Below are 26,380 nucleotides of genomic sequence, written 5' to 3'. Positions count from 1 at the left end.
TCACGCGCCGTGGACGTCGCCCTCTGGCCGCGTCGGCGACATGCCCTGGCCGCGTCCGCGACATGGCCGCCCTCCGGCGCCGGTGGTTGCGCTGGCGGGCGCCAGTGGGGGATAAAAGTGCCTGCGCCAGCGGTCCGCCCATGAGGCCGCGGCATGACACTGGGAGAGAAACGGATGGCATGGACCGAAATCCTCTATGACGAGACGGATCGCGTCGCCACGGTGACGCTGAACCGGCCGGACCGGCTGAACGCATGGACCCGCCATATGGAAGGCGAGTTGCGTCAGGCCATGGAGCAGGCGGCCGCCGATGACGCGGTGCGGGCCATCGTCATCACCGGGGCCGGGCGCGGCTTCTGCGCCGGCGCGGACATGAACCTGCTCAGCGGCATCAGCTCCGGCGAGCAGCAGGGCGGCGGCGCCGCCGAGGATGACGCGCGCGCCAGCAACGGCGGCGACGGCATTGACGCCAATTTCAACCGGCGCTTTTCCTGGATGCTGCGCGTGCCGAAGCCGGTGTTCGCCGCCGTCAATGGCCCCATCGCCGGCATGGGCGTGTGCTTCGCATCGTTCTGTGATTTCCGCTATGTGGCGGAAGGCGCCAAGTTCACCACCGCCTTCGCCCGCCGCGGACTCATTGCCGAACACGGCGTCTCATGGATGCTGCCGCGCATCGTCGGCCTGACCAACGCGCTTGACCTGCTGATGTCGGCCCGCACCGTTGAGGCAAAGGAACTGGAGCGGCTCGGTTTTGCCCGCCTGCTGCCGCAGGAAGGGTTTCTGGACGCCGTGCGCGCCGTCGCCCGCGAGCTCACCACCAACGCCTCGCCCCGCTCCATCGGCGTGATGAAACGCCAGGTCTACGACGCCATGTTCCAGAACCTCGATGAAGCCTGGGACGTGGCCGACCGCGAAATGGTGGCGTCGTTCAGCAGCGAGGATTTCAAGGAAGGCGTCGCCCACTTCGTCGAGAAACGCGCCCCGGCTTTCACCGGACGCTGAGGCGGGCCTGGCGGCGGGGGCCGGATCAGTCCGGGCGGCCCCTGTCGCTGGCCGCCGGCGACGCGGCCAGCTCCGCCTGGAAAGCCAGCGCCCGCTCCAGCATCAGTTGCTGGCCTTTTTCCGTCGCCGCCCCGCGCAGGGCCAGGGCATAACCATAGCCGACGGCGGGTTGCAGGCTGTCGAGGCCGATTTCACCATTGATCCAGTGCAGCATGATCGACCGGAAGGTGAAGTCGAGATTGCGCATCAGCGCGGCGGTGTCGATCTCCGGCAGCAGCCAGCCGTCGCTGGCGGCGGCGTCCAGCAGGCCAATCCAGAAGGCCTCGCGCTTCGGGTTGAAAATCATGCTGCGCGCTTCGGCGCCTGTGGTTCTGAGCATGCTGCCCCACAGGGCCCGGTAGAAATCCGGGTCCTGTTCGTAATAGCTCACGGCGAGCGCGGCGGCTTTCAGCACGCGATCGGGCGGTGAACATGCTTCGTAACCGGCGAAGCGACGGCCGAACCCCTTGATGTCCTCCAGCACCGCCAGCAGGATGGCGCCCTTCGAGCCAAACAGGTTGTAGGGCGTGGCGAGGCTGACGCCGGCGCGCGCCGCCAGCGCCCGCATCGACAGTCCGGCGTCGCCGGTCTCGCGGATAAGCTCGCGCGCGGCGTGGATGATGCGGCGACGGCGCTCGGCCTTCGCTTCCTCGCGGCGTCCCTGTGCGGCCGGCGCTGGCTGCCCCATGCGTGTGTCTCTCGTGGTTTTGCTTCGACGCCCGATGAAGCTGGGTTGCCAGGGGCTGGTCAACCCCATCCGGCCGCCTGCGGCGATGCGCCTTCGCGTTCGGGCCTGATGACGCGCCCGCCCGGTTTCCGCAAATGTCGCGCCGGAATCCGTCATGTGTGATGCGCCAATTGACGGCGGCAAAAATTTATATCACGTTTCAAAAAAACAATCACCGGCCTCCATGCGACCATGTGGAGACAGCCGGGTTGCGCGCCGTCCGGGGAGCAACCCGCGCCGCGCCGCCGGGAGGACATGATGAACGTGAACATGCCGCACGCCCATGGCCAGCGCATGGGGGGCGGGCGCCCCCCGCTTCGCCGCCGCGCCCTGCTGACCCTTGGGCTCGTCGCCGGCGCTGTCTGGGCGCTGCCAGGCGCCCCGGCGCGGGCTGGCGAAAAACCGCCGATCCGCATCGGCAACCTCGCCCCTTACAGTGGTCCGGCCTCCGCTTACAGCGCCTTCGCCAAGACCGAGGCAGCCTATTTTCGCATGGTGAACGCGAAGGGCGGCGTTAACGGCCGCAAGGTTGAGTTCATTTCCTATGACGACGCCTACAGCCCGCCCAAGGCGGTGGAGCAGGCCCGCAAGCTGGTGGAGCAGGACGGCGTGCTCGCCATCGTCCAGGCCGTCGGCACGCCGCCCAATGCGGCGATCATGAAATACATGAACGCCAAAAAGGTCCCGCAACTGTTCGCTGCCACCGGCGCCACCAAATTCGGCGATTATCGCAACTATCCGTGGACGATGGGCCTGTCGACGTCGGTGTATCATGTCGAGGCGGCCATGTACGCCGGCTACATCCGCGAGAAGTTTCCCAATGGCAAGGTGGCGGTCATCTACCCCAATGATGACTATGGCCGCGATATCTTCGAGGGCTTTCGCAAGGCGCTGGGCAAGGACTACGACAGATACGTCGTCGCCACCGCCACCTATGACAATTCCGAGCCGACCATCGATTCACAGATGTCGAAGCTGAAGGCTTCGGGCGCCAGTATCTTCGTCAATTTTTCGACTCCCCGCTTCGCCGCCCAGGCCATCCGCAAGGCGGCGGAACTGGGCTGGAAGCCGGAGTTGCAGATCGTCAACACCACCGGCGCCTCGATCCCCATGGTGTTCAAACCCGCCGGCATTGAAAACGCCAAAGGCGTCATCACCGCCACCTCGCTGAAGGAGGCGAGCGATCCGCGCTACCGGGATGATCCGGGCGTGCAGGAATATCTGGCCTTCATGAAGCAGTGGTACCCGGAGGGCGACCCGACCAACAACCAGAACGCTTACGGCTACATGTGCATCAAGCTGGTGCACAAGGTGCTGGAGATGGCCGGCGACGACCTCTCCCGTGAGAACATCATGAAACAGGCGACCAGCCTGAAAGACGTCAGGCTCGGCCTGCTGCTGGATGGCGTGCTCGTCAACACCAGCCCCACCAATTACTTTCCTATTACCCAGATGCAGCTCATGCGCTTCAATGGCGAGGGCTTCGACCCCATCGGTCCCGTGCAGAAGCACGACGTGAAAATGTATGATTGAGCCAGGTCCTGACGAAGCGGGCCCCGTTTCGCCAGGCCCGACCCATGATTGCGCACAGGGCGCGCCGGCCGGCTGGCCGGTCTGTGTCCTGAAAACAACCAGAAACATAACAGTCCGGGAAGAAACGCCATGACCAGCGCGCCCATCGCGCCCGATGCGTTCCTGCATCTGCTTTATGAGGTGAAAGATCATGTCGCGGTCATCACCATCAACCGGCCGGAGCGCCACAACGCCCTGAACCGCCGCGCCTACGACGAGGTGCGCGCCGCCTTCCTGGCGGCCTCCGCCGACGATGACGTGCGCTGCGTCGTGGTCACCGGCGCCGACCCGGCGTTCTGCTCCGGCGAGGACGTCAAGGAAATGATGACCGGCGAGAAGCCGGCCGCCCCGGCGCTCAGCGTGCAGGCCCGCCGGCCGCCGACGCCCGCCGCCATGGCGGCGCTGGAGTGCAGCGTGCCGGTGATCGCCGCGGTCAACGGGGCCGCTGTCGGCTGGGGCATGGAGCTGGCGCTCTACGCCGACATCCGCATCGCTTCGGAGAAAGCGAAATTCGCCGAGCTGTTCATCCGTCGCGGGCTGATCTGCGATGTGGGCGGCCTGCTGCGTCTGCCGGCCATCGTCGGCCCGGAGATGGCGGCGCGTCTGCTGTACACCGGCGACGTGATCACGGCGGAGGAGGCGGCGCGCATCCGTCTCGTCAGCGAGGTCGCCCCACACGGCGAGTTGATGCCGCGCGCCATGGCGCTGGCCGCGCGCATCGCCGCCAACCCGCCGCTGGCCCTGCGTTACATGAAGGAAGGCCTGCGCCGCGCCCATGGCGGCGATCCGGTTGATGTGGGCGGCTGGGCCATTGATGTCATCTACCGCCTGTTCGCCACGGAAGATCACCGGGAGGGCGTGCGCAGCTTCCTGGAGAAGCGCGAGCCCGTGTTCACCGGGCGCTGAGCGCCGGCGCAAGCGGCCGCGATCTTCGCGCCCGCGTTCGTTCACATGTTGCCGCGCGGGAGAACCTCACGTTCCGGCGCGCTTCCAGGCGGAAACATCGGGGAGTCACCCATGAGCACGCAACAGGCAGCCATTGATACCGCCGGCCTCGCCGACACCGCGCCGGACAGTTCGGTGCGGATTGGCGATGAGGTTCGCAGCAAGGCGCAGATCCATCTCGCCGCCCGCCGCGCCGCGCGGGGCTTTCGCGAGCTTGGCGTCGGGCGCGGCGACGTGGTCGCCGTCTATATGCGCAACAGCTTCGGCTTCATGGAGGCGACGGTGGGCGCCGGCCTCGTCGGCGCCCATGTCACGCCGGTCAACTGGCATAACACGCCGGAGGAAGCCCGCTATGTGCTGCAGGATTCCGGCGCGAAAGTGCTGGTGATCCACGCCGATCTCTACGGCGCCGTGCGCGATGTGATTCCCGCCGGGGTGCATGTGCTGGTCGCTGCAACGCCAGAGAATCTCCGCGCGCCCTACCGGGTCAGCGCCGAAGCCGCCGTCGTTCCCGCCGGCGCTACGGACTGGGACGCCTGGCAGGCGAGCCACGCGCCGCTGGAGGAGCCGTTCGAAACCGCGCCCGGATCAATGATCTACACCTCCGGCACCACCGGAAATCCCAAGGGTGTGCGCCGCAGTCCGCCGACGCCGGAGCAGGTGGAATCCGGCCTTGAGGTGCTGCGCATCATCGGCGGGCTGACCCATTGGGACAGGCCGCTGCACGAGGCGACCCTGCTGATTCCGGGGCCGGCCTATCACTCCAGCCCCAACGGCTGGATGTTCGCCTTCTTCAACATGGGCGGCAATCTTGTCGTCGAGCCGCGCTTCGACCCGGAGCGCATGCTGGCCCTGATCGAACGTCACCGCATCAGTCACGTGCTGGCCGTGCCGACCATGTTCGTGCGCATGCTGGCGTTGCCGGAAGACGTGCGCAACCGTTACGATCTGTCCTCCGTCGTCCATGTCATGCACGTGGGCGCGCCCTGTCCGCCGCACGTCAAGCGCGCCATGCTCGACTGGTGGGGGCCGGTGATCTCCGAGCACTACGGCTCCACCGAAGTCGGCGCCGTGACCTATTGCACTGGCCAGGAATGGCTGGATCATCCAGGAACCGTCGGCCGCGCCGTGCCTGGCACCACGGTCGTCATCATGGATGAGAACGGCAATCTGCTGCCGCAGGGCGAAGCCGGCGAGGTGGTCTGCCTGCGACCGACCTATCCGGATTTCACCTATCACGGCGACGACGCCAAACGGCGCAAGGCCGATCGCGGCGGCCTCGTCGCCACCGGCGACGTCGGCTATTTCGACGCCGACGGTTTCCTGTACCTGTCGGGGCGCGCCAGCGACATGATCATCTTCGGCGGCACGAACATTTATCCAGCCGAGATCGAGGCGGAGCTGATGCGCGTCCCTGGCGTCGCCGACTGCGCTGTATTCGGCATTCCCGACGCCGAATATGGCGAACAGGTCTGCGCCTTCATCCAGCCAAAGCCGGGCGCCGATCTCGACGCGGAGATGGTGCGCGCCGACCTCGGCCAGCGCCTCGCCAGTTACAAGATCCCGCGCCATATCGAGTTTTCCGATGCGCTGCCGCGCGAGGACACCGGCAAGATCTTCAAGCGCAAGCTGCGCGAGCCGTTCTGGTCCGGCGTCGGGCGCAGCATCTGAAGCAGAAAACCGGGAAAACCCGGCAAGAACAGCAGAACGGCGCAAACAAGACGCGCCAGCAGGGAAGGGCGCCATGGACTATCAGCAGATCCTTTGTGAGCAGGACGGGCCGGTGATGGTCATCACCCTCAACCGGCCGGACAAGCTGAATGCTTTTACCGGCGTGATGGGGATGGAGATCGCCGACGCCTTCCAGCGCGCCGACGCCGACGACAGCGTGCGCGCCGTGGTGATGACCGGCGCCGGCCGCGCCTTCTGCGCCGGGGCCGACGTATCGGCCGGAGCCAAAAGCTTTGACACGACCGATCCGCACGGGGCCGGCAATTTCGGCCAGCGTCTCGCCAATGGCGGCCGCGCGTCCGGCGTCAGTTTCGTGCACGCCATCTTCAACTGCCGCAAGCCGTCGATCGCGGCGATCAACGGCGGCTGCGTTGGCGTCGGCGCCACCATGACCCTGCCGATGGACGTGCGCATCTGTTCGTCCAACGCCAAAATCGGTTTCATTTTCGCCCGGCGCGGCCTGGTGCCGGAGGCGGGCAGCGCCTGGTTCCTGCCGCAGATCGTTGGCCTGCCCCAGGCGTTGCGCTGGTCGATCACCGGCGCCACCTTCGGCGCGGAAGAAGCGCTGCGCGGCGGCCTGGTCGCGGAGGTGACGGCGCCGGAGGATCTGCTGGCCCGGGCCAAGGCCATCGCCATTGAAATGACGGCGGAATCCTCGCCGGTTTCCGTGGCGCTGACCCGCCAGTTGCTGTGGCGCTACGCCGCCCAGCCAGACCCGTTCCATCTGCTTTCCATCGATGGCCCCATGTCCATGGAGCGCGGCGCCCACGCCGATGTGCGCGAGGGCGTGCAGGCGTTTCTGGACAAGCGCAAGCCGGCCTTCCCGGGCAAGGTTTCGCGGGACATGCCGTCGCAGTACCCATGGTGGGAGCAGGGGGAGCCATGAAGCCAGCAACGGACGCAATCGCCGCGCGCACGACTCTCGACGATCAGGCGTTGCTCACCCAGGAGCTTTCCCGCATCGCTGGCCAACTGGCGCCAGGAGCCACGGCCGTTGTCGACATGATGCGGCTTTCTGGCGGCGCCAGCCAGGAGACCTGGGCGTTCCGCGCCGTCGGCTCCGCCGTGGATGTCGGGCTGATCCTGCGCCGCGCCCCCGGCGGCTGGCGCCAGGCCGATGGCGCCGCTGGCCTGGAAACCGAGGCGGCGGTGATCCGCGCCGCCGGCGCCCGTGGCGTGCCCGTGCCGGAGGTTATGCGCGTGCTGACGCCGGAGGACGGCGTCGGGCGCGGCTTCATCACCCGCCGGGTCGAGGGCGAAACCATTGCCCGCAAGATCCTGCGCGACGCGGAATTCGCTCACGCCCGCACCTTTCTGGCGGAGCAGTGCGGCGGCATTCTCGCCCGCATCGCAAAGGTCGACGTCGCGGCCCTGCCGCCGCTGCGGCTGTCGCCGGCGCGCCAGCAACTGGATGACCTGCTGCGGCGCTGGCGCGGCATGAACCTGCACAAACCGGTGTTCGAGCTGGCGTTTCGCTGGCTGGCGGAGCGCTGCCCGCCCGATCCGGCGCAGCCGGTGCTGGTGCATGGCGATTTCCGTAATGGCAACCTGATCATCGGCCCCGACGGCGTCCGCGCCGTGCTCGACTGGGAAATCGCCCACCTCGGCGATCCGATGGAGGATCTGGCGTGGATCTGCGTCAATTCCTGGCGCTTTGGCGCGCTGGACCAGCCGGCCGGCGGCTTCGGCAGCCGCGAGCAACTGTTCGCCGGCTATGAAAAAGCTGGCGGCCGCAAGGTCGACCCGCAGCAGGTGCGGTTCTGGGAGGCGCTTGGCTCCCTGCGCTGGGGCATCGCCTGCACCGGCATGATCGACACCTTCCGCTCCGGTCTCGACGCCGGCGTCGAACGGGCCATGATCGCCCGTCGCGCCTCTGAAACCGAGATCGATCTTCTCAACCTGATCGCCCCGCGGGCCTGACGCTTCTGGAGACGCCATGCAGGACGAACCCACACCCCAGGAACTGCTGACCGCCGTCGCCGCCTGGCTGCGCAACGAACTGATGCCGGTGGCCCCGGCCGACAAGGTTTTCCACGTCCGCGTCGCCGCCAACGCCATTGATCTGGCCTTGCGGCAACTGGCTCAGGCAGGTCAGGGCGAGGCCGCCGAACGCGGCCGGCTTGCGGCGCTCCTGCGCCAGGACGGCGATCTGGCGACCCTCAACGCCGCCCTGGCGGCGGGCATCGCCTCCGGGGTCGTGAACGCGGACGATCCGGCCGTCATCGACCATCTCTACGCCACCACCCTGGAGAAGCTGTCGGTCGACCAGCCAGGCTACGCCGCCTACCGGCGTGCGGCGGGTTTGGAAGGCGGCAAGACGCCCTGACCGGCGGACATCCACGGGACGACGCCTGTCAGGGCGCTGCTTTCGCTTGACCCGCGCAGCAAACTGGCCAGGTTAACCCGATCAAATAATGGTGCGGGCCGCTGCCGGCCCGCCGGGAGGAAGCTATGAAGACGTTTTTGCGCGTCCGCGCCCTGTTGGCTGGCGCGGCGCTGGTGCTGGGCGCAACCGCCGCGCAGGCCGAAGCCAAATATGGCCCCGGAACTTCTGACAAGGAAATCAAGGTCGGCCAGACCATCGCCTACAGCGGTCCGGCGTCGGCCTATGGCAATCTCGGCAAGGTCGAGGCGGCCTATTTCAAATGGCTGAATGAGAAGAAGGGCGGCATTAACGGCCGCAAGATCACCTTCATCAGCCGCGATGACGGCTACCAGCCGCCGAAAGCCGTCGAGAACGTGCGCAGCCTTGTGGAAGGCGATGAGGTGGCGCTGATCTTCGGCGTGCTGGGAACGCCGGTGAACATGGCGATCCGGCCCTATCTCAACGCCAAAAAGGTGCCGCACCTGTTCAACGCCGCCGGTTCGTCCGCCTTCAACGACCCGAAAAAGTATCACTGGACCACCGGCTGGCAGCCGAACCTGCACGACGAGGCGAAGTTTTACGCCACACAGTTGCTCAAGCTGAACCCGAACGCGAAGATCGGCGTGCTGTACCAGAACGACGACTTCGGCAAGGACATGCTGGCGGGGCTGAAGGACGGGCTCGGCGACAAGGCCGACAAGATGATCGTCAGCGCCCAGATGTTCCAGCCGACGGACCCGACCGTCGACAGCCAGATGGTGATCCTGAAGAATTCCGGCGCCGACGCCCTGTTCCTGTTCACCTACGCCAAGCAGGCGGCCCAGGCCATCAGCAAGGCGGCGGACCTGAACTGGAAGCCCCATACCTTCCTGCATCTGGGCTCGGCGTCCATCGGCGCCACCCTGAAGCCGGCTGGCCTCGACAAATCGGTGGGCGTGATGACCGCCGGTTTCGCCAAGGACCCAAGCGATCCGCAGTGGAAGGACGATCCGGCGGTGAAGGAATGGCTGGCGTGGATGAAGGAGAACATGCCAGGGGCCGACACCAATGACGCGCTCTACGCCATGGGCTACGCCGCCGCGCAGACCCTCGAGCAGGTGCTGAAGCAGGCGGGCGATGATCTGACGCGCGAGAACATCATGAAGCAGGTGGCCAGCCTGAAGCAGTTTCGCCCGGAGTTGCTGCTGCCTGGCAGCTACATCAACACCTCGCCGGACAATTACGCCATTGTCACCTTCATGAAGTTGCAGAAATTTAATGGAAAAAGCTGGGACTTCGTGGATTGACAACTGGCGCGGCCATGCACTCTCATGATGGCAAAACAGGCGGGTCCGGCAACGGACCCGCCCACATCGGGGAGGAACAGCATGTCACGCTACTCATGGCGCGCGCGCGCATGGTTTGGGACCGTCGCCGCGCTGGCCGGCGCGACGCTTGCCGCCGGCGCCGCATTCGCAGAGGCCAAATATGGCCCCGGAACTTCCGACAAGGAAATCAAGGTCGGCCAGACCATCGCCCATAGTGGTCCCGCCTCGGCCTACGGCCGGCTGGGCCAGGCCGAGGCCGCCTATTTCAAATGGCTGAATGAGAAAAAGGGCGGCGTGAACGGCCGCAAGATCAATTTCATCAGCCGCGATGACGCCTACCAGCCCTCCAAGGCGGTGGAGAATGTCCGCGCCCTTGTCGAAAACGACAATGTCGCGCTGATTTTCGGCAACCTTGGCACGCCGATCAACATGGCGATCCGGCCCTATCTCAACGCCAAAAAAGTGCCGCTGCTGTTCATCGCCGCCGGCTCTTCCGCCTTCAATGATCCCAAACACTTCCCTTATACGATGGGCTGGCAGCCGGCCCTGAACAATGAGGCGGCGTTTTACGCAAAACATCTGCTGAAAACCACGCCAAACGCCAAAATCGGCGTCCTCTACCAGCACGACGACTTCGGCAAGGATCTGCTCAACGGTCTGCGCCAGGGGCTTGGCGACAAGGCGGACAAGCTGATCGTCAGCGCCCAGAGCTTCCAGGCCACCGATCCCACCATCGACAGCCAGCTGGTGATTCTGAAGAACGCCGGCGTCGATACGCTGTTCCTGTTCGCCTATTCCAAGCAGGCGGCCCAGGCGATTTCGAAGCTGGCCGATCTGAACTGGAAGCCGGCCACCTTCCTGCATCTGGGTTCGGCCTCCGTCGGCGCCACGTTGAAGCCCGCCGGGCTTCAGAACTCCAAAGGGGTGATGACCGCCGGCTTCATCAAGGATCCCACCGATCCGAAGTGGGCCGATGATGAAACCATCAAATGGTACAAGGCGTGGGGGAAGGAAAATCTGCCGAACGCTGATCTCACCGACACGCTGTACATGGCCGGCGTCGCTTACGCCATGACCCTGCAACACGTGCTGGAGAAGGCAGGCGATGACCTGACGCGCGAAAACATCATGAAGCAGGCCGCCAACATGAAGGATTACCGCAATCCGTTCCTGCTTCCCGAAGGGCGCATCAATACGACGCCGGAAGATTACGCCGTTATCACCTACATGAAGCTGCAGAGGTTCAACGGCGAAAGCTGGGATTTTATCGACTGATCCCTGCTCCGCGCCGTTCAGGGCGCAGGACCCCCTGGCGCAAAATCCCCCAGGCGGAGCCGGGATTTCGCCTGGAAATCTTTGCCGGCGGATCTCTGCCGGGGGATCTCTGCCTTGAGGGATTTTCCTGATGCAGGCTGGCGCGCGCTTTGTCGGGGAAACCCGCCGGTGAGCCTGGCAAACCGGGCGCGCCGCGCGTCCAGATTGGCCAGGCTGCGCCAGCCATAACGGGATGCATGCATGAAACGACTTGAAGGTAAGGTCGCCCTGGTCACAGGAGCGGGTCGCGGGGCCGGCGCGGCGCTGGCGCTGAAACTGGCTGCCGAAGGCGCCGCCGTCGTCGTCAACGACCTTGACGCCGCGCCGGCGGAGGAAACCGTCGCCGCCATCGCCGCCGGGGGCGGACGGGCGCTGGCCTTCGCCGGCGACGTAACCCGGCCCGGCTTTGCGGAAGATTTCATCGCCACGGGCGTCAACGGCTTCGGCGGCGCCGATATTCTTGTCAACAACGCTGGTTACATCTGGAACGCCGGCGTCGGCGCCACCACCGATGAGCAGTGGGACGCCATGCAGGACGTGCATCTGAAGGCGGCGTTCCGCATCGCCCGCGCCTGGAACCCGTGGCTGGTCGAACGGGCGCGGGCGGAGGCGGCGGATCAGCAGGAGGGCGCGCGGCGCCAGGCCCGCAAGATGGTCAACATCTCCTCGGTTTCCGGCACGCACGGGGCCTGGAAGCAGATCGGCTATTCCGCGGCCAAGGCCGGGCTGATTGGCCTCACCAAGAGCCTTGCGCGCGAGTGGGGGCCGCTGGGCGTCACGGTCAACGCCGTGGCTTTCGGGTTGATTGAGACCCGCCTGACCCAGGTCATCACCGGTGAAACCAGCATCGAGGTTGGCGGCCGCCGCCACCGGGTCGGCCTGACCCGGGAAATCCGCGATAACCTGTATGCGCAAACGCCGCTGCGCCGGGGCGGAACGCCCGAGGACGCCGCCGGCGCGGTGCTGCTGTTCTGCCTGCCGGAGTCCGACTACATCACCGGCCAGATCATCGAAGCCGACGGCGGCGTCGGCATGTAGCGCCAAAAGGCAGGGCGCTGGCCGGCGCCCTGGTCAGGGGCCCGGTCAAGGTGTGACGGGCAGGCTGGCCGTGATGCTGGCGGGGGGGAGCCGGCTCGCCGCCGAAACGGCGCCGCCCGGACATCGCGCAACTCTGCCGTAGCGCCGTTCCCGTCATGGCCAGGCTCTCCCCGGCCATCCCACGACGGGCGTCGCATCTTCGGTTTGGCGCCGCCCGCCGTGGATGCCCGCGACAGGCGCGGAGATGGCGCCTCGCCGGTTCAGCGCGTCTGGCCGCCGTCCACGGGCACGATGGCGCCGGTGACGAAGCTGGCGCGCGGGCTCAGCAGCCACGCGGCCATGGCGCCGATCTCCTCCGGATGACCAAAGCGCCGTAGCGGCACCTCGCGGCGGATCCACTTGTTCCAGGCCTCGGCGCGCTCGCCATTGGCGCGGGCTTCCCAGTCGCCGCCGGGGAAAATGATGTTGCCGGGCGCGATGGCGTTGATCCGCACATGGCTGGGGCCGGCAATGCGGGCCAGCTCCCTGGTCATGTGGTTCATCGCCGCCTTGGCCGTGCCATAGGTCAGCGTCGTGCCCAGCGCCCCAAGGCCGGCGATGGAGCTGATCATCAGCAGGGCGCCGTCCTTGCGCGGCGTCATCAGCCGCAGCGCTCCGCGCGCCAGGCGAAACGCCGAGTCGAGATTCTGCATGAAGCCGGCGTCCCAGGTTTCATCATCGACCTCGAAGCCGGGCGGGCAGGGGTGCAGGCCCACATTGGCCACCGCCCCCCACACCGGGCCGAATTCAGCCTCCGTCCGCGCCAGCGCGTCGTCGATCACCGCGCTCTGGCGCATGTCGCCGGCAAAGGTCCACAGCCGGTCGGCGCCATACTGTTCCGCCAGTTCGGCCCGCGCCGTCTCCAGCGCTTCGGCGCCGCGCGCTGTCATGGCGACCCGGGCGCCCTCCGCCAGCAGCGTCTCGACGATGCCGCGCCCGATGCCCCGGCTGGCCCCGGCGACAAAAATCACCTTGTCCTGAAGTTGCAGATCCACCTGTCGCGTCCCCTGTCCTGTATGGATGTCTGTCCATCGCGGCTTCACGCCGCGTTTTCCTTTCCGGCGGCGCCTGCGCCAGATGGCGGACGCTGGCGCATGCGCGTTCTCGCGCCGCTCAACCCGGCCTGACGCACGCCCTTGCCGGAGGCGCAATTGCGCCGCCATGCGCGCCGCCAATGCTTCGTCAAAATCTCCCTGCCTGGCCCGGGGGGCCCGGCTCATCGGCTTTCGGCCTCACGGCTCCGGTCCCACCTGCACCAGCAGCTTGCCGTCGTTGCCGCCGCTGAACAGCAGGCCAAGGCTGCTGGCGGCGTTTTCCAGGCCCTGCACCACATGGGTCTTCCATTTCAGCCTGCCGTCGCGCACCAGCGGCGTCAGCACCCCCAGCGCCTCGGCGGCGCGCGGGAAATAGTCGATGACGATGAAGCCCTTCACCGTGAGGCGACGCATCAGGATGCGGCTGAAATCGGTGGGGCCGGGCGTGGGTCCGTCGTTGTTGTAGGTGGAGATCATGCCGCACAGCGGCATGCGGCCGAAATCGTTCATCCGGCTGAACACCGCGTCCATGATCGGCCCGCCGACGTTCTCGAAATTGACGTCGACGCCATCCGGGCACAGCCGGTCGAGCGCCGCGCCCACGTCCTCGTTGCGGTAGTCGATGACCCCGTCCAGCTTCAGGTCGTCGCGCAGCCAGGCGCATTTGTCGGGGCCGCCAGCGATGCCGACAACCCGGCAGCCCTGCATTTTCGCCAGCTGCGCCACGATCGAGCCCACAGCCCCGGCGGCGGCGGACACCACCACCGTTTCACCGGGCTTCGGCTGGCCGATATCCATCAGGCCGAAAAAAGCGGTGAGGCCGGTGGAGCCGAGCACGCTCATCCAGGCGGTGAGCGGCGCGCCGCCGAGGTCCTGCAATGGCCGCAGCAGCTTTTCCGGGGCAATGGTGTAGTCCTCCCAGGCGCCGGACGCCGGTTTGACGATGTCGCCGGGGCGAAAGGCAGTGGAGCGGCTGTCGACCACCTCGCTGATGACGCCGCCGCGCATGGGCTGGCCGAGATCCACCGGCGGCAGATACTGCTCCCGGTCGCTCATCCAGATGCGGTGGGTCGGATCAAGCGACAGATAGATGTTGCGGCACAGCACCTCGCCGTCGGTGAGCATGGGCAACGGCCGTTCAACCAGGTCCAGATCGCCTTCCGAAATCGCCTCGTCGGGCCTGCGCCGCAGCACCCATTGCCGGTTGACGGTCATCGTTTCATTCCTCCCTGTTGCTGCGTCCTGTGTAGCGCCGGCGCCGCCGTCAGGCGAGCCCCGCAACTGGCAGGGCTCCGGGATGCCTTTACCCGTCCAGCGTCACCCCGCCGCCATGCTGCGCGGGCGCGGCGGCAGCGCTTCCGTGCCGGTGACGTCGCTGGCGAACAAGGCGGTGATGTCCGCGTCGGACAGGCCCATCACCTCGCTCAGCACGGCGACGCTGTGCTCCCCCAGGGTCGGCGCGGGAAAGCGCACCGGCGGCGCCTCGATGGCGCCGGCGTCGCGGAACGGCGTGGCGCCATGGGGGAAGTCGCCAATCCACGCCCGGCGGACAATGCGCCAGTAGTTGCGCGCCGCCAGATGCGGATCGTTATAGAGGTCGAGCGCCGGCCTGGCGCGGCCCGCCGCCACGCCGGCCTGTTGCAATGTGGCCATGGCCTGGGTGGCGGTGCGCCCGGAGCACCAGGCGTTGATGGCGGCGTCAATGTCGTCCTCGCGCGCCTTGCGGCCGGCGGCGGTCGCCAGCGCCGGATCGCCGGCCAGGTCGGCGCGGCCGATGACCTGGGCCAGCGCCGGCCACATGGCGTCGTCGGTCACGGCGATCACCACCCAGCCTTCCGCCCGCGCCCCGGGCGGCGGATTGCTCGGCGCCGGCATCGGCGCGCCCTGAACCTGCCAGGACGCCGGCGCCGGGTCCGGCGCGCAGGCATAGCAGTTGTGCGGCGCGAAGGCGGGGTGGCGGCTGCCGGTTCGGGCCGGCTCCGCGCCCAGGGAGGCGGCGATCATCGCCGGGGCCGTCATCGGCATCAGACATTCCACCTGCGACAGGTCGATGTGCTGGCCCTCGCCCGTGCGCAGCTGGTGCAGCAGGGCGACGAGGGTGGCGGCGGCGCCGTTGAGGCCGCCGGTGGCGTCGCCATAGGCGATGTGGCCCATGGTTGGCGGGTCTTCCGGCCGGCCCACCGTGCCGGGCAGGCCAGACGCCTGCTCCAGGGTCGAGCCATAGGCGCGCGCCTGTTTCCAGGGGCCGGACGAGCCGAAGGCGCACATGGAAGTCATCACCAGCCTTGGATTGACCTGGCGCAGGACGGCGTAGTCGAGGCCGAGCTTCGGCAACACGTCGGCCGCGTAGTTTTCGATCAGCGCGTCGGCCCTGGCGACCAGCCGCTTCAGCGCCGCGACCCCGTCGGGGTGGGTGAGGTCGAGGGTGACGCCGCGCTTGTTGCGGTTCAGCGCGCAGAAGCGGCCGGCCTTTTCGTAAAGCCGCTCGCGGAACACTTCTTCCGTTGCGTCGACGCCGCGCCACCAGTCCGGATATCGACAGGCCTCAACCTTGATGACGTCCGCGCCGAGGTCCGCGAGGAACCGGCCGCACAGGGGCCCGGCCCAGCCCATCGAGAGATCGACGACGGTGACGCCCGCCAGCGGCAGACCCGTGGCGGCCTGGCCTGCGGGCTTTGCTGGCCAGTCGGGCAGGACGGAGGCGCCCGTCGCCTCGACCACGCCGCCGCGTCGGGGCGGCGTGGCGGTGAGCGCCAGCGGACAGCCCGGCGCCGCCGCCGTGCGGCCGTCGACGGTGATGTCGACGATGGCGCCGCGCGCCCGGAACTGCGGATTGTTGACAATCTCCGCCATGTCCCAGACGGGAACCATCGGCAGGCGACGGCGCAGCGCCTCGGCGAACCATTCCGCCATCGGCCGCTGCGACAGGCGTTCGTTGAAAATCGCGTCCAGTTCGTTCGCGAAGACCAGGCGCATCTCGCCGGTCGCCATGTCGGCGCGGGCGGCGTAGTGCTCCAGTCCAAGCAGATTGCAGAATTCGCGCCACTGCGCCGGCGTCACCACCGTCAGGCCGATCCAGCCGTCGGCGGCGCGGTAGACGCCCAGCGGATAGGTCGGCGCGAAACGGTTGACGCCGCCGCGCGGAAACCCCGCGCCGCGCAGCCAGCCGTCGGCGCACTGATATTCCGAATGGGCGATGCAGGATTCGAATACGCTGAGTTCGAGCGCCCGTCCGCCGCCATGACGCGCCCGCCCATACAGGGCGCCCATGACCCCAATGAAGCCCGAGACGCCGGCGGTGATGAGCGCCTGAAACTCCGGCGCGGCCAGCGGCGGACCTTCCGCCGGACCAACATTTTCAACCAGGCCGGCCAGCGCCCGGCAGACGGCGTCGGCGCCCTGCCAGCCAGCATAGGGCCCGCTGCGGCCGAACCAGGAGACGTCGCAGATGATCAATCCCGGCCGCCGCGCGGCGATGGCGGCGATGTCCAGATGGTCGAAGGGCGGGCCATCGGAGGCGATCAGCACGTCGGCGCCGGCGATCAGCCGCTCCAGCGCCCCAGCCTGGGCGGCTTTGTCGCCATCCAGCACGACGCTGCGCTTGCCGGCCGCCAGAAAGGCGTAAGCCGCGCTGGTCGCCCCGCTGGCGAATGGGGCCTGGCGGCGCAGGGGATCGCCCCCTGGCGGCTCGATCTTCACCACCTCGGCCCCGAACCCGGCCAGCAATTGCGCCGTATAACCAGCGGCGGGCAGACAGCCCGCCTCGACCACGCGCAAGCCGTTGAGCGGCATGTGGCTTCCTCCTGCATATGTTTGCCGGGGCTGGTCTGCGCCGCCCCGTGTCATTGATTTTCCGGCGTCGACCCGCCGGCTGGTTTGGCAACGTCTCCAGAACTGGCGCCGGCGGCTGTGGATGAACGCCAGCGCCCGGATTCTTTATGGCGCCGGCCCTTGCGGCGCGCGCGCGTGGTTAGCTGAATTACGTCAATAGGTTGCTGCTTGTCCGGTTGCCGATCTGCACCCCACGCGCCTGCCGCGGGCGCTTCGGGTGAACGATGGCGCGCCTCTGCATGGCTGGCAAGCAAAATGAAATTTTGTATAACGATTTCGCATAACAGAAACGGGCCGCGCTGGCCCGTGAAGTCCGGAGCGGCGCGCCCGCCCGGCGGGGAGGGACCAGGGACTCAGCGGCCGTGACATCACGGGCCGGGTCTGGTTTTGCCTGCCGGTGAAACGCCTGCCGCCGCCGGCACGGAGGAGCGTTCGATGGTTTGGCAGGCGGAAATCGATGAGTTGCGGCGGCGCGAGGCCCTGGCGCATGAGATGGGCGGCGCCGACAAGGTGAAGCGCCAGCACGACGGCGGTCGCTTCACCGTGCGCGAGCGCGTGGAGCGGCTGGTTGACGCCGGCACGTTCCATGAAACCGGCGCCGTCGCCGGAATGGCCGAATATGATGAGCAGAACAATCTGAAGGCGTTCACGCCTTCCAACTGCGTTTTCGGCCGGGCGCGGATCGATGGCCGCCCTGTGGTGGTGGTTGGCGACGACTTCACCGTGCGTGGCGGCTCCGCTGACGCCTCCATCGCCGCCAAGCCGCAGATGGCCGAGCAGATGGCCGCAGCATACCGCATGCCGATCATCCGCATGATCGAGGGCTCTGGCGGCGGCGGCTCGGTGAAGACCATCGAGACCAAGGGCCGCGCCAATCTGCCAGGCGGCATCGGCGGCGGCGAGAGCTTCGACCTGATGACCAGCAATCTGGCCGAGGTGCCGGTGATCGGTCTTGGTCTTGGTTCGGTCGCCGGCCTCGGCGCGGCGCGCCTTGCCTCCACCCATTTCTCGGTGATGTCGAAGACCTCGGCCATGTTCGTCGCCGGCCCGCCGCTGGTGGCGCGCCTTGGCCAGACGGTGGAGACGCTGGGCAAGCAGGACCTCGGCGGCTGGGAAATCCAGACCCGCTCCGGCGCCATCGACATGGCGGTGGATACGGAAGAGGAAGCCTTCGCGGCGGCCCGGCGCTTCCTGTCCTATCTGCCCAATTCGGTGCACGAGCTGCCGCCGGTGATCGCCCCGACCGATGATCCGCAGCGGCGCGAGGAAAGCCTGCTGAAGGCGGTGCCGCGCGACATCCGCAAGGTCTACAAGATGCGCCCGATCGTCGAGGCGGTGGTCGATGCGGGCAGCTTCTTCGAACTTGGCAAGATGTTTGGCCGCTCGCTGATCACCGGCCTTGCCCGCATCGACGGCAAGCCGGTGGCGGTGATGGCCTCGGACCCGTATTTCTATGGCGGCGCCTGGACGGCGGACGCCTGCGAAAAGGCCATCCGCTTCATGGATCTGGCCCAGACCTTCCACCTGCCGGTGGTCTACATGCTGGATTGCCCCGGCTTTCTCATCGGCCTTGAGGCGGAAAAGGCGGCCACCATCCGCTGGGGCGTCAGGGCGCTCGCCGCCATGAACCAGACCACGGTGCCGTGGTGCACCATGATCGTCCGCAACGCCTTTGGCGTCGCCGGCGCCGTCCACAAGCCGGCGGGTCGCTTCGGCTTCCGCTACGCCTGGGTGTCCGGCCGCTGGGGCTCGCTGCCGCTGGAAGGCGGTATCGAAGCGGCTTACCGCGCCGACATCGACGCGGCGGATGATCCCGTCGCCAAGATGGCGGAGATCGAGGACCGGCTGAACAAGCTGCGCTCGCCGTTCCGCAGCGCCGAAACCTTCTGGGTGGAGGAGATCATCGACCCGCGCGAAACCCGCCCCCTGCTGGTCGATTTCGTCAATCTGGCGTGGCCGACCCTGGAAACCGGCCGCAGCAATTTCGCCATCCGGCCCTGAGCGCCGCCAACGCGACCGCAGGGCGTTTGCCCTGCGGCCTTTTCTGCGCCCGGCCGGGGGACGTCGCATGACGACGCCTCAGCAATACGATGCGCACACATGCGCCCGGCCAATTGGGGCCGCCAGCGGGCGCCGCAGCCGGTCACCTCACAGCCGACACTTTTCTTTCACAAGCTGTCATCCGGAATGAAAAATATCAGCGCGATCTTTGCGCCGGCCAGGCGGGTTGATGAAGTATGCATACGTCTTGGGTAGTGAAACCAGTGTGCGCTCCTGGCCGCGAACGTCCAGAGACGCCAGGAGGGGTGTGCGCGGCGAGAAAGCGGTCGGGCTGGCGCTGGGCCTTTGGTGACCGGATGCGTTCCGGCCTTGAGCAATGCTTTGACGGGGCGTGGCGCTTCACGGCGCTGGCGACGCTTGCCCGGTCGCCGTAATTTTCTTCGCCGCCGCCACCGCCGCCGCCGCATCGACAAGGCCAGCGCCGGTGTCGGCGTCGCGCCCGGCGGGACCAAGGTCCTTTGCCGTTTCCGTCAGAATCTGGCGCGCGCCGGCGGGCGTTAGCGCCGGGTCTGCCTCCAGCAGCAGCGCCACCGCGCCGGTCACATGGGCGGCGGCCATCGATGAGCCCGTGCTGAACTGGTAGGCGTCGCCGGGCGCCGGGGCGATGATGTCGGCGCCGGGGGCCGCGATGGCGATGTGATCGCCGCGACCGGCGGCGGCGATGCGCTGGTCATTGGCGTCGGTGGCGGTGACGGCGATGACATGGGGGTCGGCGGCCGGCCACGCCGGCGCCGCGTCAGGGCCGTCATTGCCGGCGGCGGCGACCAGAACCACGCCTTTGGCGGCCGCGGCGGCCAGCGTTTCCGACAGCAAGGGGTCGCGCGGTCCGGCGAAGCTCATGTTCACCACCCGCGCCTTCGCCTGCACGGCGGCTTCCAGCCCCAGGATGACAGCCTGGGACGAGCCGAGGCTGCCGCTCCGGTTGGCGCCGCCCTTGCCAGATGGCGGCGCGAAGGCCCGGATCGCCACGATGCGCGCGCCAGGGGCGACGCCGCTCATCTGGTCGCGCGCCGCGATGACGCCGGCGATGGCGGTGCCGTGGGCTTCGGCCGGCGGTTTCGCCGCGCTGGCCCCTGTGACGTCAACCGATTGGGTCACTGTTCCGGCCAGTTCCCGGTGCTGGCCATCGACACCGGAATCGATCACCGCGGCCAGCACGCCGACGCCTTTGGCGTTCAGCTGCGCCACGCCCGCCCGCAACCGCGCCAGGCCGTACTGCGCGGCGGCGAGGCCGCCCTGAGACGGGGGCGACGCCTGCATCAGGGTGTAGAGATAGTTGGGCTGGGCCGCGCGCACCCGGCTGTCGCCTTCCAGCGCGGTGATGACGGCGGCCACCGTTCGCCCATCCGGGATCCGGTAGCGGACCAGCAGCGCGCCGGTCAGCGCCAGCGGGCGCGTCGCCAGCAGTCGCAGGCGCTGGGTTCGCGCCAGATCACGGGCGAGCGGCTCCGCGTCCGCCGCCAGCGTCACCAGCACCTCGCGGGCGACGAAACGGCTTTCTCCCGCCGGGGGAACGCCGCTGTTGGCCCTGGCTGGCGCTGTTGGCGGGGCGGCGGGCGGTGGCCGGCGCTGCGGTGGTTTGGCGCGCGGCCCGGCTTTCTCCGGCGCAAGCCGCGCCGGGGCGCGGCGACGCGGTTGCGGCCCCGGAAGTCCGTCCGCTTCGCCCTCATCCATATAGATCGGCGCTGGATAGGGCGCCGGATAGGGAACGGGAATCATGTCGGGCGGATACGCAGGCGGCGGACCATAGGCGCCGGGCCAGGGGCGGGGCCGTGGGTCGTGGTGGTGGGGCGCGGGCGGGCGCGGCCGTCCACGCCAGGCTTCAGGCGGGCGCGGGCGGGTGTTCCCGTAAGCCTGTGAGCTATCACGTGGCCCCCGCCAGTTTCCACGTCCATGGGGGCCATGCCAGTGCTCCGCCCTTCCGCCGTTACCGTGTTCCGCCCGGCCGCCGTTTCTGCGGCCGGAGGATTCGTGGTCGTGGCCGCGCGCCTGGTCCTGGCTTCGGCTTCTGTCGTGTCGCCAGTCCGGCTGGGACTGCGCCTGAGCGAACGGCGCCATGACCAGGAGCGCGACGATCCATGTTGCGATGCGGCGGCCGACGCCGGCCCGGCGGATATCCAAAGACATGTCCGTTACCCGTCATGATCCGGCTTCCGGCGCATCATCGCGCCGGGGAGCGCCGAAAGTGAAAGTTGCGGAGCGCGATGCGGTTCCGGTCCGCTATCCGTCGCTGCCGTCGTGCTGGCGCCGGCGCCGTTCCGCCAAACCTGGCCGGAATAGGGCCTGATGTCCCACGATCGTGCGTTTTTGCTGACGCAAAGGAAGTTCGTGGGGCTCATGGCCCTGGAATGCGTGTTTCTGAAGGCCAGCGAACCTGTGTCGCGCCTGGCGCCAGTCTGGTTCAAACGGGCGTTCGCATGGCGCGTGACCAAAAAATATCACCCGGAGAATGAACCGATCCCGCTTCCGTGGCGACCCATGGCCATAAGGGAGACAGAACCGTTTCCCGACAGAGGATCCTGCAAGGGAGAGCAGCCATGTTGAGGAACCTGTTCAACGCCGTTACCGCCGGCAAAACCATCCGCGCGGCGCTCGTGGCCGCTGGCCTGGCGTTCACCGCGGCCAGCGGCGTCATGATCACCTCCGATGCGGCGGTCGCCCGGCCGGGCCACGGTCATGGTCATGGTCACGGCCACGGTCATGGGTATGGCCACGGTCATGGGCATGGCCCGCATTGGGGCCATCGTCATCCCGGCTGGCGCCATGGCTCCTATTACGGCCCCCGTTATGGCTACTGGCGCGGCCCGCGTTGCGTCATGCGCCAGCATGTGACGCCCTGGGGCGAGATTATCTGGCGCCGCCGCTGCTACTGAGGCATGGGCAGGGCGCGCCTCCCGGCGGCAACGCCTCGCGGTGGAGACCGCATGATGGTGGGCGCCCCGGTCCGGCGCCCGGGCCAATGGGGCAGGGCGCTGGTCCAGCCCGTTTCAGGGCTTGACCGTGGCCGCGTCCGCCGGGGATGCTCAGCGACGGGGAACGGCTTCGCGCCAGTCGCCGCAACGCAGGCCGGCGCGTCCGGCGCAGGGGCTGGACGTCATCCAGGCGGGGGACGTCCGGTCTGCATGGGCTGGGGGGCGCCGTGGACACGCACGCGGATGGGGAGATCATCCGGCGCATCGCCGGGGGCGACAAAGCGGCGATGATGACGCTGTACCAGCGTCACCATTTGCGGGTTTTCCGTTTTCTCGTTCGTATGGTGCGTAACGAGGCGACGGCGGAGGAACTGGTCAGCGACGTGTTTCTGGACGTGTGGCGCCAGGCGGGGACCTTCGAGGGGCGCTCCAGCGCCACCACCTGGCTGCTCGGCGTCGCCCGCTTCAAGGCGCTGTCGCACCTGCGGCGGCGCACGACAGCGCCGCTGGACGACGCCTTCGCGGAAACCCTGGAAGACGACGCCGACGACCCGGAGGTCGTCGCGCAAAAAACCGACAAGGCGGCGATCATGCGCGCCTGTCTCGGCCGGCTCAGCCTGGAGCACCGCGAGGTCATCGACCTGGTCTATTATCATGAGCAGGGTGTCGATGAGGTGGCGCGCGTTCTGGGCATTCCGGCCAACACCGTCAAAACCCGCCTGTTCCATGCGCGCAAGCGCCTGGCGGGCCTGCTCGCCGAAGCGGGCGTCGACCGGGGATGGCCATGATGACCGACAGGGAGCCAACCAGGGAGCCTGCCATGACATCCGCGTCAGCGGCGGCGCAGCCCCCGGATGATGATCTGGAGCTGCTGCTGCCCTTTTACGCCGCCGGCAAACTGTCGCCGCAGGAGGCGCGCCGCATCGAGGCGCGCCTTGCCGGCGACGCCGAATTCCGCCGCCGGCTCGACCTGATCGAGGAAGAGCGCGGCCAGACCGTGTTGCTCAATGACAGCATCGCGCCGCCATCGTCCGCGACGCGCGAGCGGCTGTTCGCCATGATCGACGCTGACATCGCCGCAACGCCGGCAGGCCGCGCAGCTTATCAGGGCAATCACGACAGCGTCGCGGCCGGCGGGCAGGAAGGCTTGCGCGGCGGCCTGCGCGCCTGGCTGGTGGGCCTGGCCGCCGCAATCACACCGCGCGCCATGGGCTACGCCGTCGCTGGCCTCGCGGCGCTGGCCGTCGTCCAGGCCGGATTGCTGGCGCATCTGGCGTCGGGCCGGAACCGGCCGGACGTCTATGTCACCGCCTCCGCGCCGGTGGAGCCGGGCGGCGTCCATGTGCTGGCGCGCTTCGCTCCCGGCGTCACCATGACCGCCGTTGCGGCATGGCTGCGGGACAACGGCATGCGCATCGTCGATGGTCCCAAGCCCGGCGACCTGTGGCGGCTGCGCATCGCCGCCGACGCGGCGGGGAAAGAGGCGGCGATGCGGAAGCTCCAGGCCAGCCCCGGGGTTTTCGCCACGGTGCTGCCGGAATAGCCGGGGTGATCCAGCCCGGCAAGCCCGCCTGTCGGCTGCATTGCGGGCCGGGAAATGGCTCATTTTGCCAGAACATAATCCTGGGGCGCCGCGGCTGACGCATATCTGTCATGAAATTGTCGTAACGGGCGCGGGTTCCCGGCGCGCGTACAGGAGTTGGCCCGGCATGCGTTTCATCCAGACCTTTGCGTTGCTGCCGTTTCTGGATTCGGTGGTCAGCCTGCTCGCCGCCTTCATCTGCGGCGCCATCATCGGTGTCGAGCGGCAGTTCCGGCTGCGATCCGCCGGCCTGCGCACCAATGTGCTGGTCGCTGTCGGCGCCGCCGCCTTCGTCGATGTCGCCGCCCGCATCGCCGGCGACAGGGAGTCCCTCCGGGTGATCGCTTATGTGGTGTCCGGCGTCGGCTTCCTCGGCGCCGGCGTCATCATGAAGGAAGGGATGAACGTGCGCGGCCTCAACACCGCCGCCACGCTCTGGTGTTCGGCGGCGGTGGGCGCGGCGGCGGGCGTCGACCTGCTGGCGGAGGCGTTGCTCATCACCATCTTCGTCGTCGCCGGCAACACCCTGCTGCGGCCCCTGGTCAACGCCATCAACCGCATCCCGGTGGATGAGCAGAGCGCCGAGCTGACCATCGAGGTCACCGTCACCACCACGCGCGCCGACGTCGGGCCGATCCGCGAACTGGTGGTGCAGCGGCTGAAAGACGCCTACTACCCCATCGCCGACGTCCGCGAGACGCCCCACGGCAACGGCACGGTTGATCTCATCGCCGTGCTGGCCAGCAACTCCGTCGACCCGGAGGAAATGGAAGCCGTGGTCAACGCGCTGGAGGCCGAACCAGGCGTGCTGCACGCCGCCTGGGAGAGCAGCGCCAGCGACTGACAATGACTGGTTAGCCGGCTTCGCGCAGCTTCCACATGCCCTGGCTTTTCGCCACGATGCGCTCCCCAACCGTGACGGTCGCCGAGACAAAGGCGACCGCTTTGGTGGCGCGCACCAGTTCGCAGCGTCCCTCCACGAACTCGCCCACTTTGGCGCCGCTGACGAAATGCGTGTCGAGCTGGATGGTGGCGTGCGGCCGCGCGGCGCTGTTCTCGGTGATGGCGACGCCGAGAATGCGGTCGATGAACGTCATGATCATGCCGCCGTGGATGACGCCGTTGCGGTTGCGGTGCTTGGGCAGGGCGCGGAAGCCGAACACCAGGCCCTTTTCGTCATGGCGATGCCAGATCGGGCCGGCGTGGCGGGTGAAGCCGCGGCTGCGGATCATGTCCCAGCCCTCGCCCGGCGGCGGCATGGCCGCTTCCAGTTCCGCCGACTCCAGCGCGTCGGCGCAGGCCATGGCCAGCGCTTCCGTGGCGAAACGGGCGATGGTGGCGCCGCCGGCGACGACGCGCCAGGGCGTCTCGCCAGCCGCGTCCGCGACGATCTGAAATTCTGGCGCCAACGCGCTCTGCATGCCCACGATGCTGCCTCCCTGCGGCTGTTTTCTGCCGGACGCGGGCCGCGCCCGTTAATGTTGCGTTTGCATAGAGCATGTGGCGGCTGCGCGGAACCAGCTTGCGACGTCCTGGGGACGGCGCGTCGGCGGGCTGCGCAAATCTGCTTTCCGCACATGCAGCGCGGGAAGGCGCTGCGTCGTCTGCACGTCCGGGGGGGTAGATTTTGTTGTGCTGAGCCGCGATAGAGAAAGCCAAGCGCGGCTTCCCCCCGCGTGACCAGGAGCCGTGTCCGGCCATGGCGACGCCCCGCCTTCGCGCCGGAACCTTGCGCCAGAATGAAAAATATGAAGCGTTTCCGCTTCAAAGGGTTGGAAACGTTTCAGGTAGAGAGGATTCTCGATGAGCGACATGCGCGACATGTTCGTCGAGACAGCCAGCCGGCTGTTCAGGGACTACTGCACGCCAGACCTGCTCCGCGCCGCCGCGGCGGGGTCGTTCCAGACGCAATTGTGGGACGCCATGGTTGAGGCCGGCCTGACCAAGGCCGCCGTCGCCGAGGACGCTGGCGGCAGCGGCGCCGAGCTTGCCGACGCCCTGGCCCTGCTGGTTCCGGCTGGCGCGAACGCCGTCCCCGCGCCCCTGGCTGAAACGCTCATCGCCGGGTTCCTGCTCGGCGAGGCGGGCGTTGTGGTTCCCGACGCGCCGCTGACCATCGCCATTCCCCGCCCCGGCGAAACCCTGCGCGCTGTCCGCAAGGGCGACGGCTGGCTCATCACGGGCGCGGTCGCCCGCGTTCCCTATGCGCGCTTCGCCTCCGGCGGCGTGACGGTGATCGCCGAAACCGCTGAGGGACCGCTGCTGGCGCAAGTTGCGCTGGCTGACTGCAAAATCGCGGAGGCGGCCAATCTGGCCCACGAACCGCGCGACGACGTGGCGTTCAACGAGGCGCCGGCCCAGGCGGCGAAGCTGACGACGCGCCAGGCCGCCGACGTCTACGCCATGGCCGCCGCCGCCCGCAGCGCCCAGATGGCCGGCGCCCTGCAGACCGTATTGCAACTCTCCGTGCAATACGCCCTGGAGCGCAGCCAGTTCGGCAAGCCGCTCGGCAAGTTCCAGGCCATCCAGCACAATCTGGCCACCCTGGCCGGCCAGGCCGCCGCCGCCACCGCCGCCGCCGACGCCGCCATCGCCCATGCGGAACATGGCGCTGGCTCCATCGCCATCGCCTCGGCCAAGGCCCGCGCCGGCGAGGCGGCCTCCATCGCCTGCAACATCGCCCACCAGGTGCACGGCGCCATCGGCTTCACCGCCGAGCACGCGCTGCATTTCAGCACCCAGCGGCTGTGGTCGTGGCGCGATGAATTCGGCAATGACGCCTTCTGGGAGCTGAAACTGGGCGACCAGGCCGTCGCCGCCGGCGCTGACGGCCTGTGGGCCATGCTGACCGCCGCCGCCTGACAGCCAACCTTTTGGCGCC

At 68.1% G+C, this 26,380-nt stretch carries 22 protein-coding genes; 16 read left to right on the top strand and 6 right to left on the bottom strand.

Annotation, left to right across the window (positions count from 1 at the left end):
- Positions 1-174: 174 nt before the first annotated feature.
- Positions 175-1,002 carry an enoyl-CoA hydratase gene (locus tag EV666_RS12670; RefSeq protein WP_132008474.1) on the top strand — a complete coding sequence of 276 codons (828 nt, stop codon included), beginning with the start codon at positions 175-177 and terminating at the stop codon, positions 1,000-1,002.
- A gap of 25 nt (positions 1,003-1,027) precedes the next feature.
- Here the strand turns inward: EV666_RS12670 and EV666_RS12665 are convergent, their stop codons facing one another.
- A complete protein-coding gene (locus EV666_RS12665; protein WP_165910010.1) occupies positions 1,028-1,729 on the bottom strand; it encodes a TetR/AcrR family transcriptional regulator in 702 nt (233 codons plus the stop codon).
- Positions 1,730-2,026: 297 nt separating this feature from the next.
- Between EV666_RS12665 and EV666_RS12660 the strand changes: the two genes are divergently transcribed.
- The 9 genes from EV666_RS12660 (at position 2,027) to EV666_RS12620 (ending at position 12,040) form a co-directional block, all read left to right on the top strand.
- A complete protein-coding gene (locus EV666_RS12660; RefSeq protein WP_376886245.1) occupies positions 2,027-3,301 on the top strand; it encodes an ABC transporter substrate-binding protein in 1,275 nt (424 codons plus the stop codon).
- Positions 3,302-3,430: 129 nt separating this feature from the next.
- On the top strand, positions 3,431-4,246 hold the full coding sequence (locus tag EV666_RS12655) for an enoyl-CoA hydratase/isomerase family protein (RefSeq protein ID WP_132008469.1): 816 nt from the start codon (positions 3,431-3,433) through the stop codon (positions 4,244-4,246).
- 111 nt (positions 4,247-4,357) lie between these two features.
- Positions 4,358-5,956 (top strand): acyl-CoA synthetase, encoded by a 1,599-nt coding sequence (locus tag EV666_RS12650; RefSeq protein WP_132008467.1) that lies wholly within the window; start codon positions 4,358-4,360, stop codon positions 5,954-5,956.
- Positions 5,957-6,029: 73 nt separating this feature from the next.
- Positions 6,030-6,902, top strand: a complete 873-nt coding sequence (locus EV666_RS12645) for an enoyl-CoA hydratase-related protein (RefSeq protein WP_132008465.1) — start codon at positions 6,030-6,032, stop codon at positions 6,900-6,902.
- 50 nt (positions 6,903-6,952) lie between these two features.
- Entirely contained in the window at positions 6,953-7,936 is a 984-nt protein-coding gene (locus EV666_RS12640; protein ID WP_376886248.1) for a phosphotransferase family protein, read from the top strand.
- 16 nt (positions 7,937-7,952) lie between these two features.
- The gene (locus tag EV666_RS12635) at positions 7,953-8,342 is read left to right on the top strand and encodes a DUF6285 domain-containing protein (RefSeq protein ID WP_132008463.1); all 390 of its coding nucleotides are present in this window, start codon (positions 7,953-7,955) and stop codon (positions 8,340-8,342) included.
- A 125-nt stretch (positions 8,343-8,467) separates the two neighbouring features.
- The gene (locus EV666_RS12630) at positions 8,468-9,667 is read left to right on the top strand and encodes an ABC transporter substrate-binding protein (protein WP_132008460.1); all 1,200 of its coding nucleotides are present in this window, start codon (positions 8,468-8,470) and stop codon (positions 9,665-9,667) included.
- An 81-nt stretch (positions 9,668-9,748) separates the two neighbouring features.
- A complete protein-coding gene (locus EV666_RS12625; RefSeq protein ID WP_132008457.1) occupies positions 9,749-10,963 on the top strand; it encodes an ABC transporter substrate-binding protein in 1,215 nt (404 codons plus the stop codon).
- 240 nt (positions 10,964-11,203) lie between these two features.
- On the top strand, positions 11,204-12,040 hold the full coding sequence (locus EV666_RS12620) for an SDR family NAD(P)-dependent oxidoreductase (RefSeq protein ID WP_132008454.1): 837 nt from the start codon (positions 11,204-11,206) through the stop codon (positions 12,038-12,040).
- 260 nt (positions 12,041-12,300) lie between these two features.
- Here EV666_RS12620 and EV666_RS12615 read toward each other — a convergent pair whose 3' ends face one another.
- From EV666_RS12615 to EV666_RS12605, 3 genes are all read right to left on the bottom strand, one after another.
- On the bottom strand, positions 12,301-13,074 hold the full coding sequence (locus EV666_RS12615) for an SDR family NAD(P)-dependent oxidoreductase (protein ID WP_132008451.1): 774 nt from the start codon (positions 13,072-13,074) through the stop codon (positions 12,301-12,303).
- 237 nt (positions 13,075-13,311) lie between these two features.
- Positions 13,312-14,328: an NADP-dependent oxidoreductase gene (locus EV666_RS12610; protein ID WP_132008447.1), complete on the bottom strand. Its 1,017-nt coding sequence runs from the start codon at positions 14,326-14,328 to the stop codon at positions 13,312-13,314.
- Positions 14,329-14,430: 102 nt separating this feature from the next.
- Complete coding sequence (locus EV666_RS12605) at positions 14,431-16,905, bottom strand: CaiB/BaiF CoA transferase family protein (protein ID WP_165910009.1); 2,475 nt, start codon at positions 16,903-16,905, stop codon at positions 14,431-14,433.
- 474 nt (positions 16,906-17,379) lie between these two features.
- Here EV666_RS12605 and EV666_RS12600 point away from each other — a divergent pair, with 474 nt between their 5' ends.
- Positions 17,380-18,945, top strand: coding sequence for an acyl-CoA carboxylase subunit beta (locus EV666_RS12600; RefSeq protein WP_132008440.1), 1,566 nt, complete (start codon positions 17,380-17,382; stop codon positions 18,943-18,945).
- Between the two features lie 399 nt (positions 18,946-19,344).
- Here EV666_RS12600 and EV666_RS12595 read toward each other — a convergent pair whose 3' ends face one another.
- Complete coding sequence (locus EV666_RS12595; RefSeq protein WP_132008437.1) at positions 19,345-20,724, bottom strand: S8 family peptidase; 1,380 nt, start codon at positions 20,722-20,724, stop codon at positions 19,345-19,347.
- 818 nt (positions 20,725-21,542) lie between these two features.
- On the opposite strand from EV666_RS12595, the gene EV666_RS18265 reads away from it, so the two are divergent.
- From EV666_RS18265 to EV666_RS12575, 4 genes are all read left to right on the top strand, one after another.
- On the top strand, positions 21,543-21,878 hold the full coding sequence (locus EV666_RS18265; protein ID WP_207906410.1) for a hypothetical protein: 336 nt from the start codon (positions 21,543-21,545) through the stop codon (positions 21,876-21,878).
- A gap of 266 nt (positions 21,879-22,144) precedes the next feature.
- Positions 22,145-22,705 (top strand): sigma-70 family RNA polymerase sigma factor, encoded by a 561-nt coding sequence (locus EV666_RS12585; protein ID WP_280990839.1) that lies wholly within the window; start codon positions 22,145-22,147, stop codon positions 22,703-22,705.
- Positions 22,706-22,737: 32 nt separating this feature from the next.
- Positions 22,738-23,460 carry a hypothetical protein gene (locus EV666_RS12580; protein WP_132008431.1) on the top strand — a complete coding sequence of 241 codons (723 nt, stop codon included), beginning with the start codon at positions 22,738-22,740 and terminating at the stop codon, positions 23,458-23,460.
- Positions 23,461-23,626: 166 nt separating this feature from the next.
- Positions 23,627-24,343 carry an MgtC/SapB family protein gene (locus tag EV666_RS12575; protein ID WP_132008428.1) on the top strand — a complete coding sequence of 239 codons (717 nt, stop codon included), beginning with the start codon at positions 23,627-23,629 and terminating at the stop codon, positions 24,341-24,343.
- A gap of 10 nt (positions 24,344-24,353) precedes the next feature.
- On the opposite strand, the gene EV666_RS12570 is transcribed toward EV666_RS12575, so the two are convergent.
- On the bottom strand, positions 24,354-24,920 hold the full coding sequence (locus EV666_RS12570; RefSeq protein ID WP_245514410.1) for a PaaI family thioesterase: 567 nt from the start codon (positions 24,918-24,920) through the stop codon (positions 24,354-24,356).
- Between the two features lie 382 nt (positions 24,921-25,302).
- Between EV666_RS12570 and EV666_RS12565 the strand changes: the two genes are divergently transcribed.
- Complete coding sequence (locus EV666_RS12565) at positions 25,303-26,361, top strand: acyl-CoA dehydrogenase family protein (protein WP_132008422.1); 1,059 nt, start codon at positions 25,303-25,305, stop codon at positions 26,359-26,361.
- The last annotated feature ends 19 nt before the right edge of the window (positions 26,362-26,380 follow it).

It is taken from the genome of Camelimonas lactis (assembly GCF_004342915.1).
GTDB lineage: Bacteria > Pseudomonadota > Alphaproteobacteria > Rhizobiales > Beijerinckiaceae > Camelimonas > Camelimonas lactis.
This window is presented reverse-complemented; position numbering and strand designations above follow the sequence as displayed.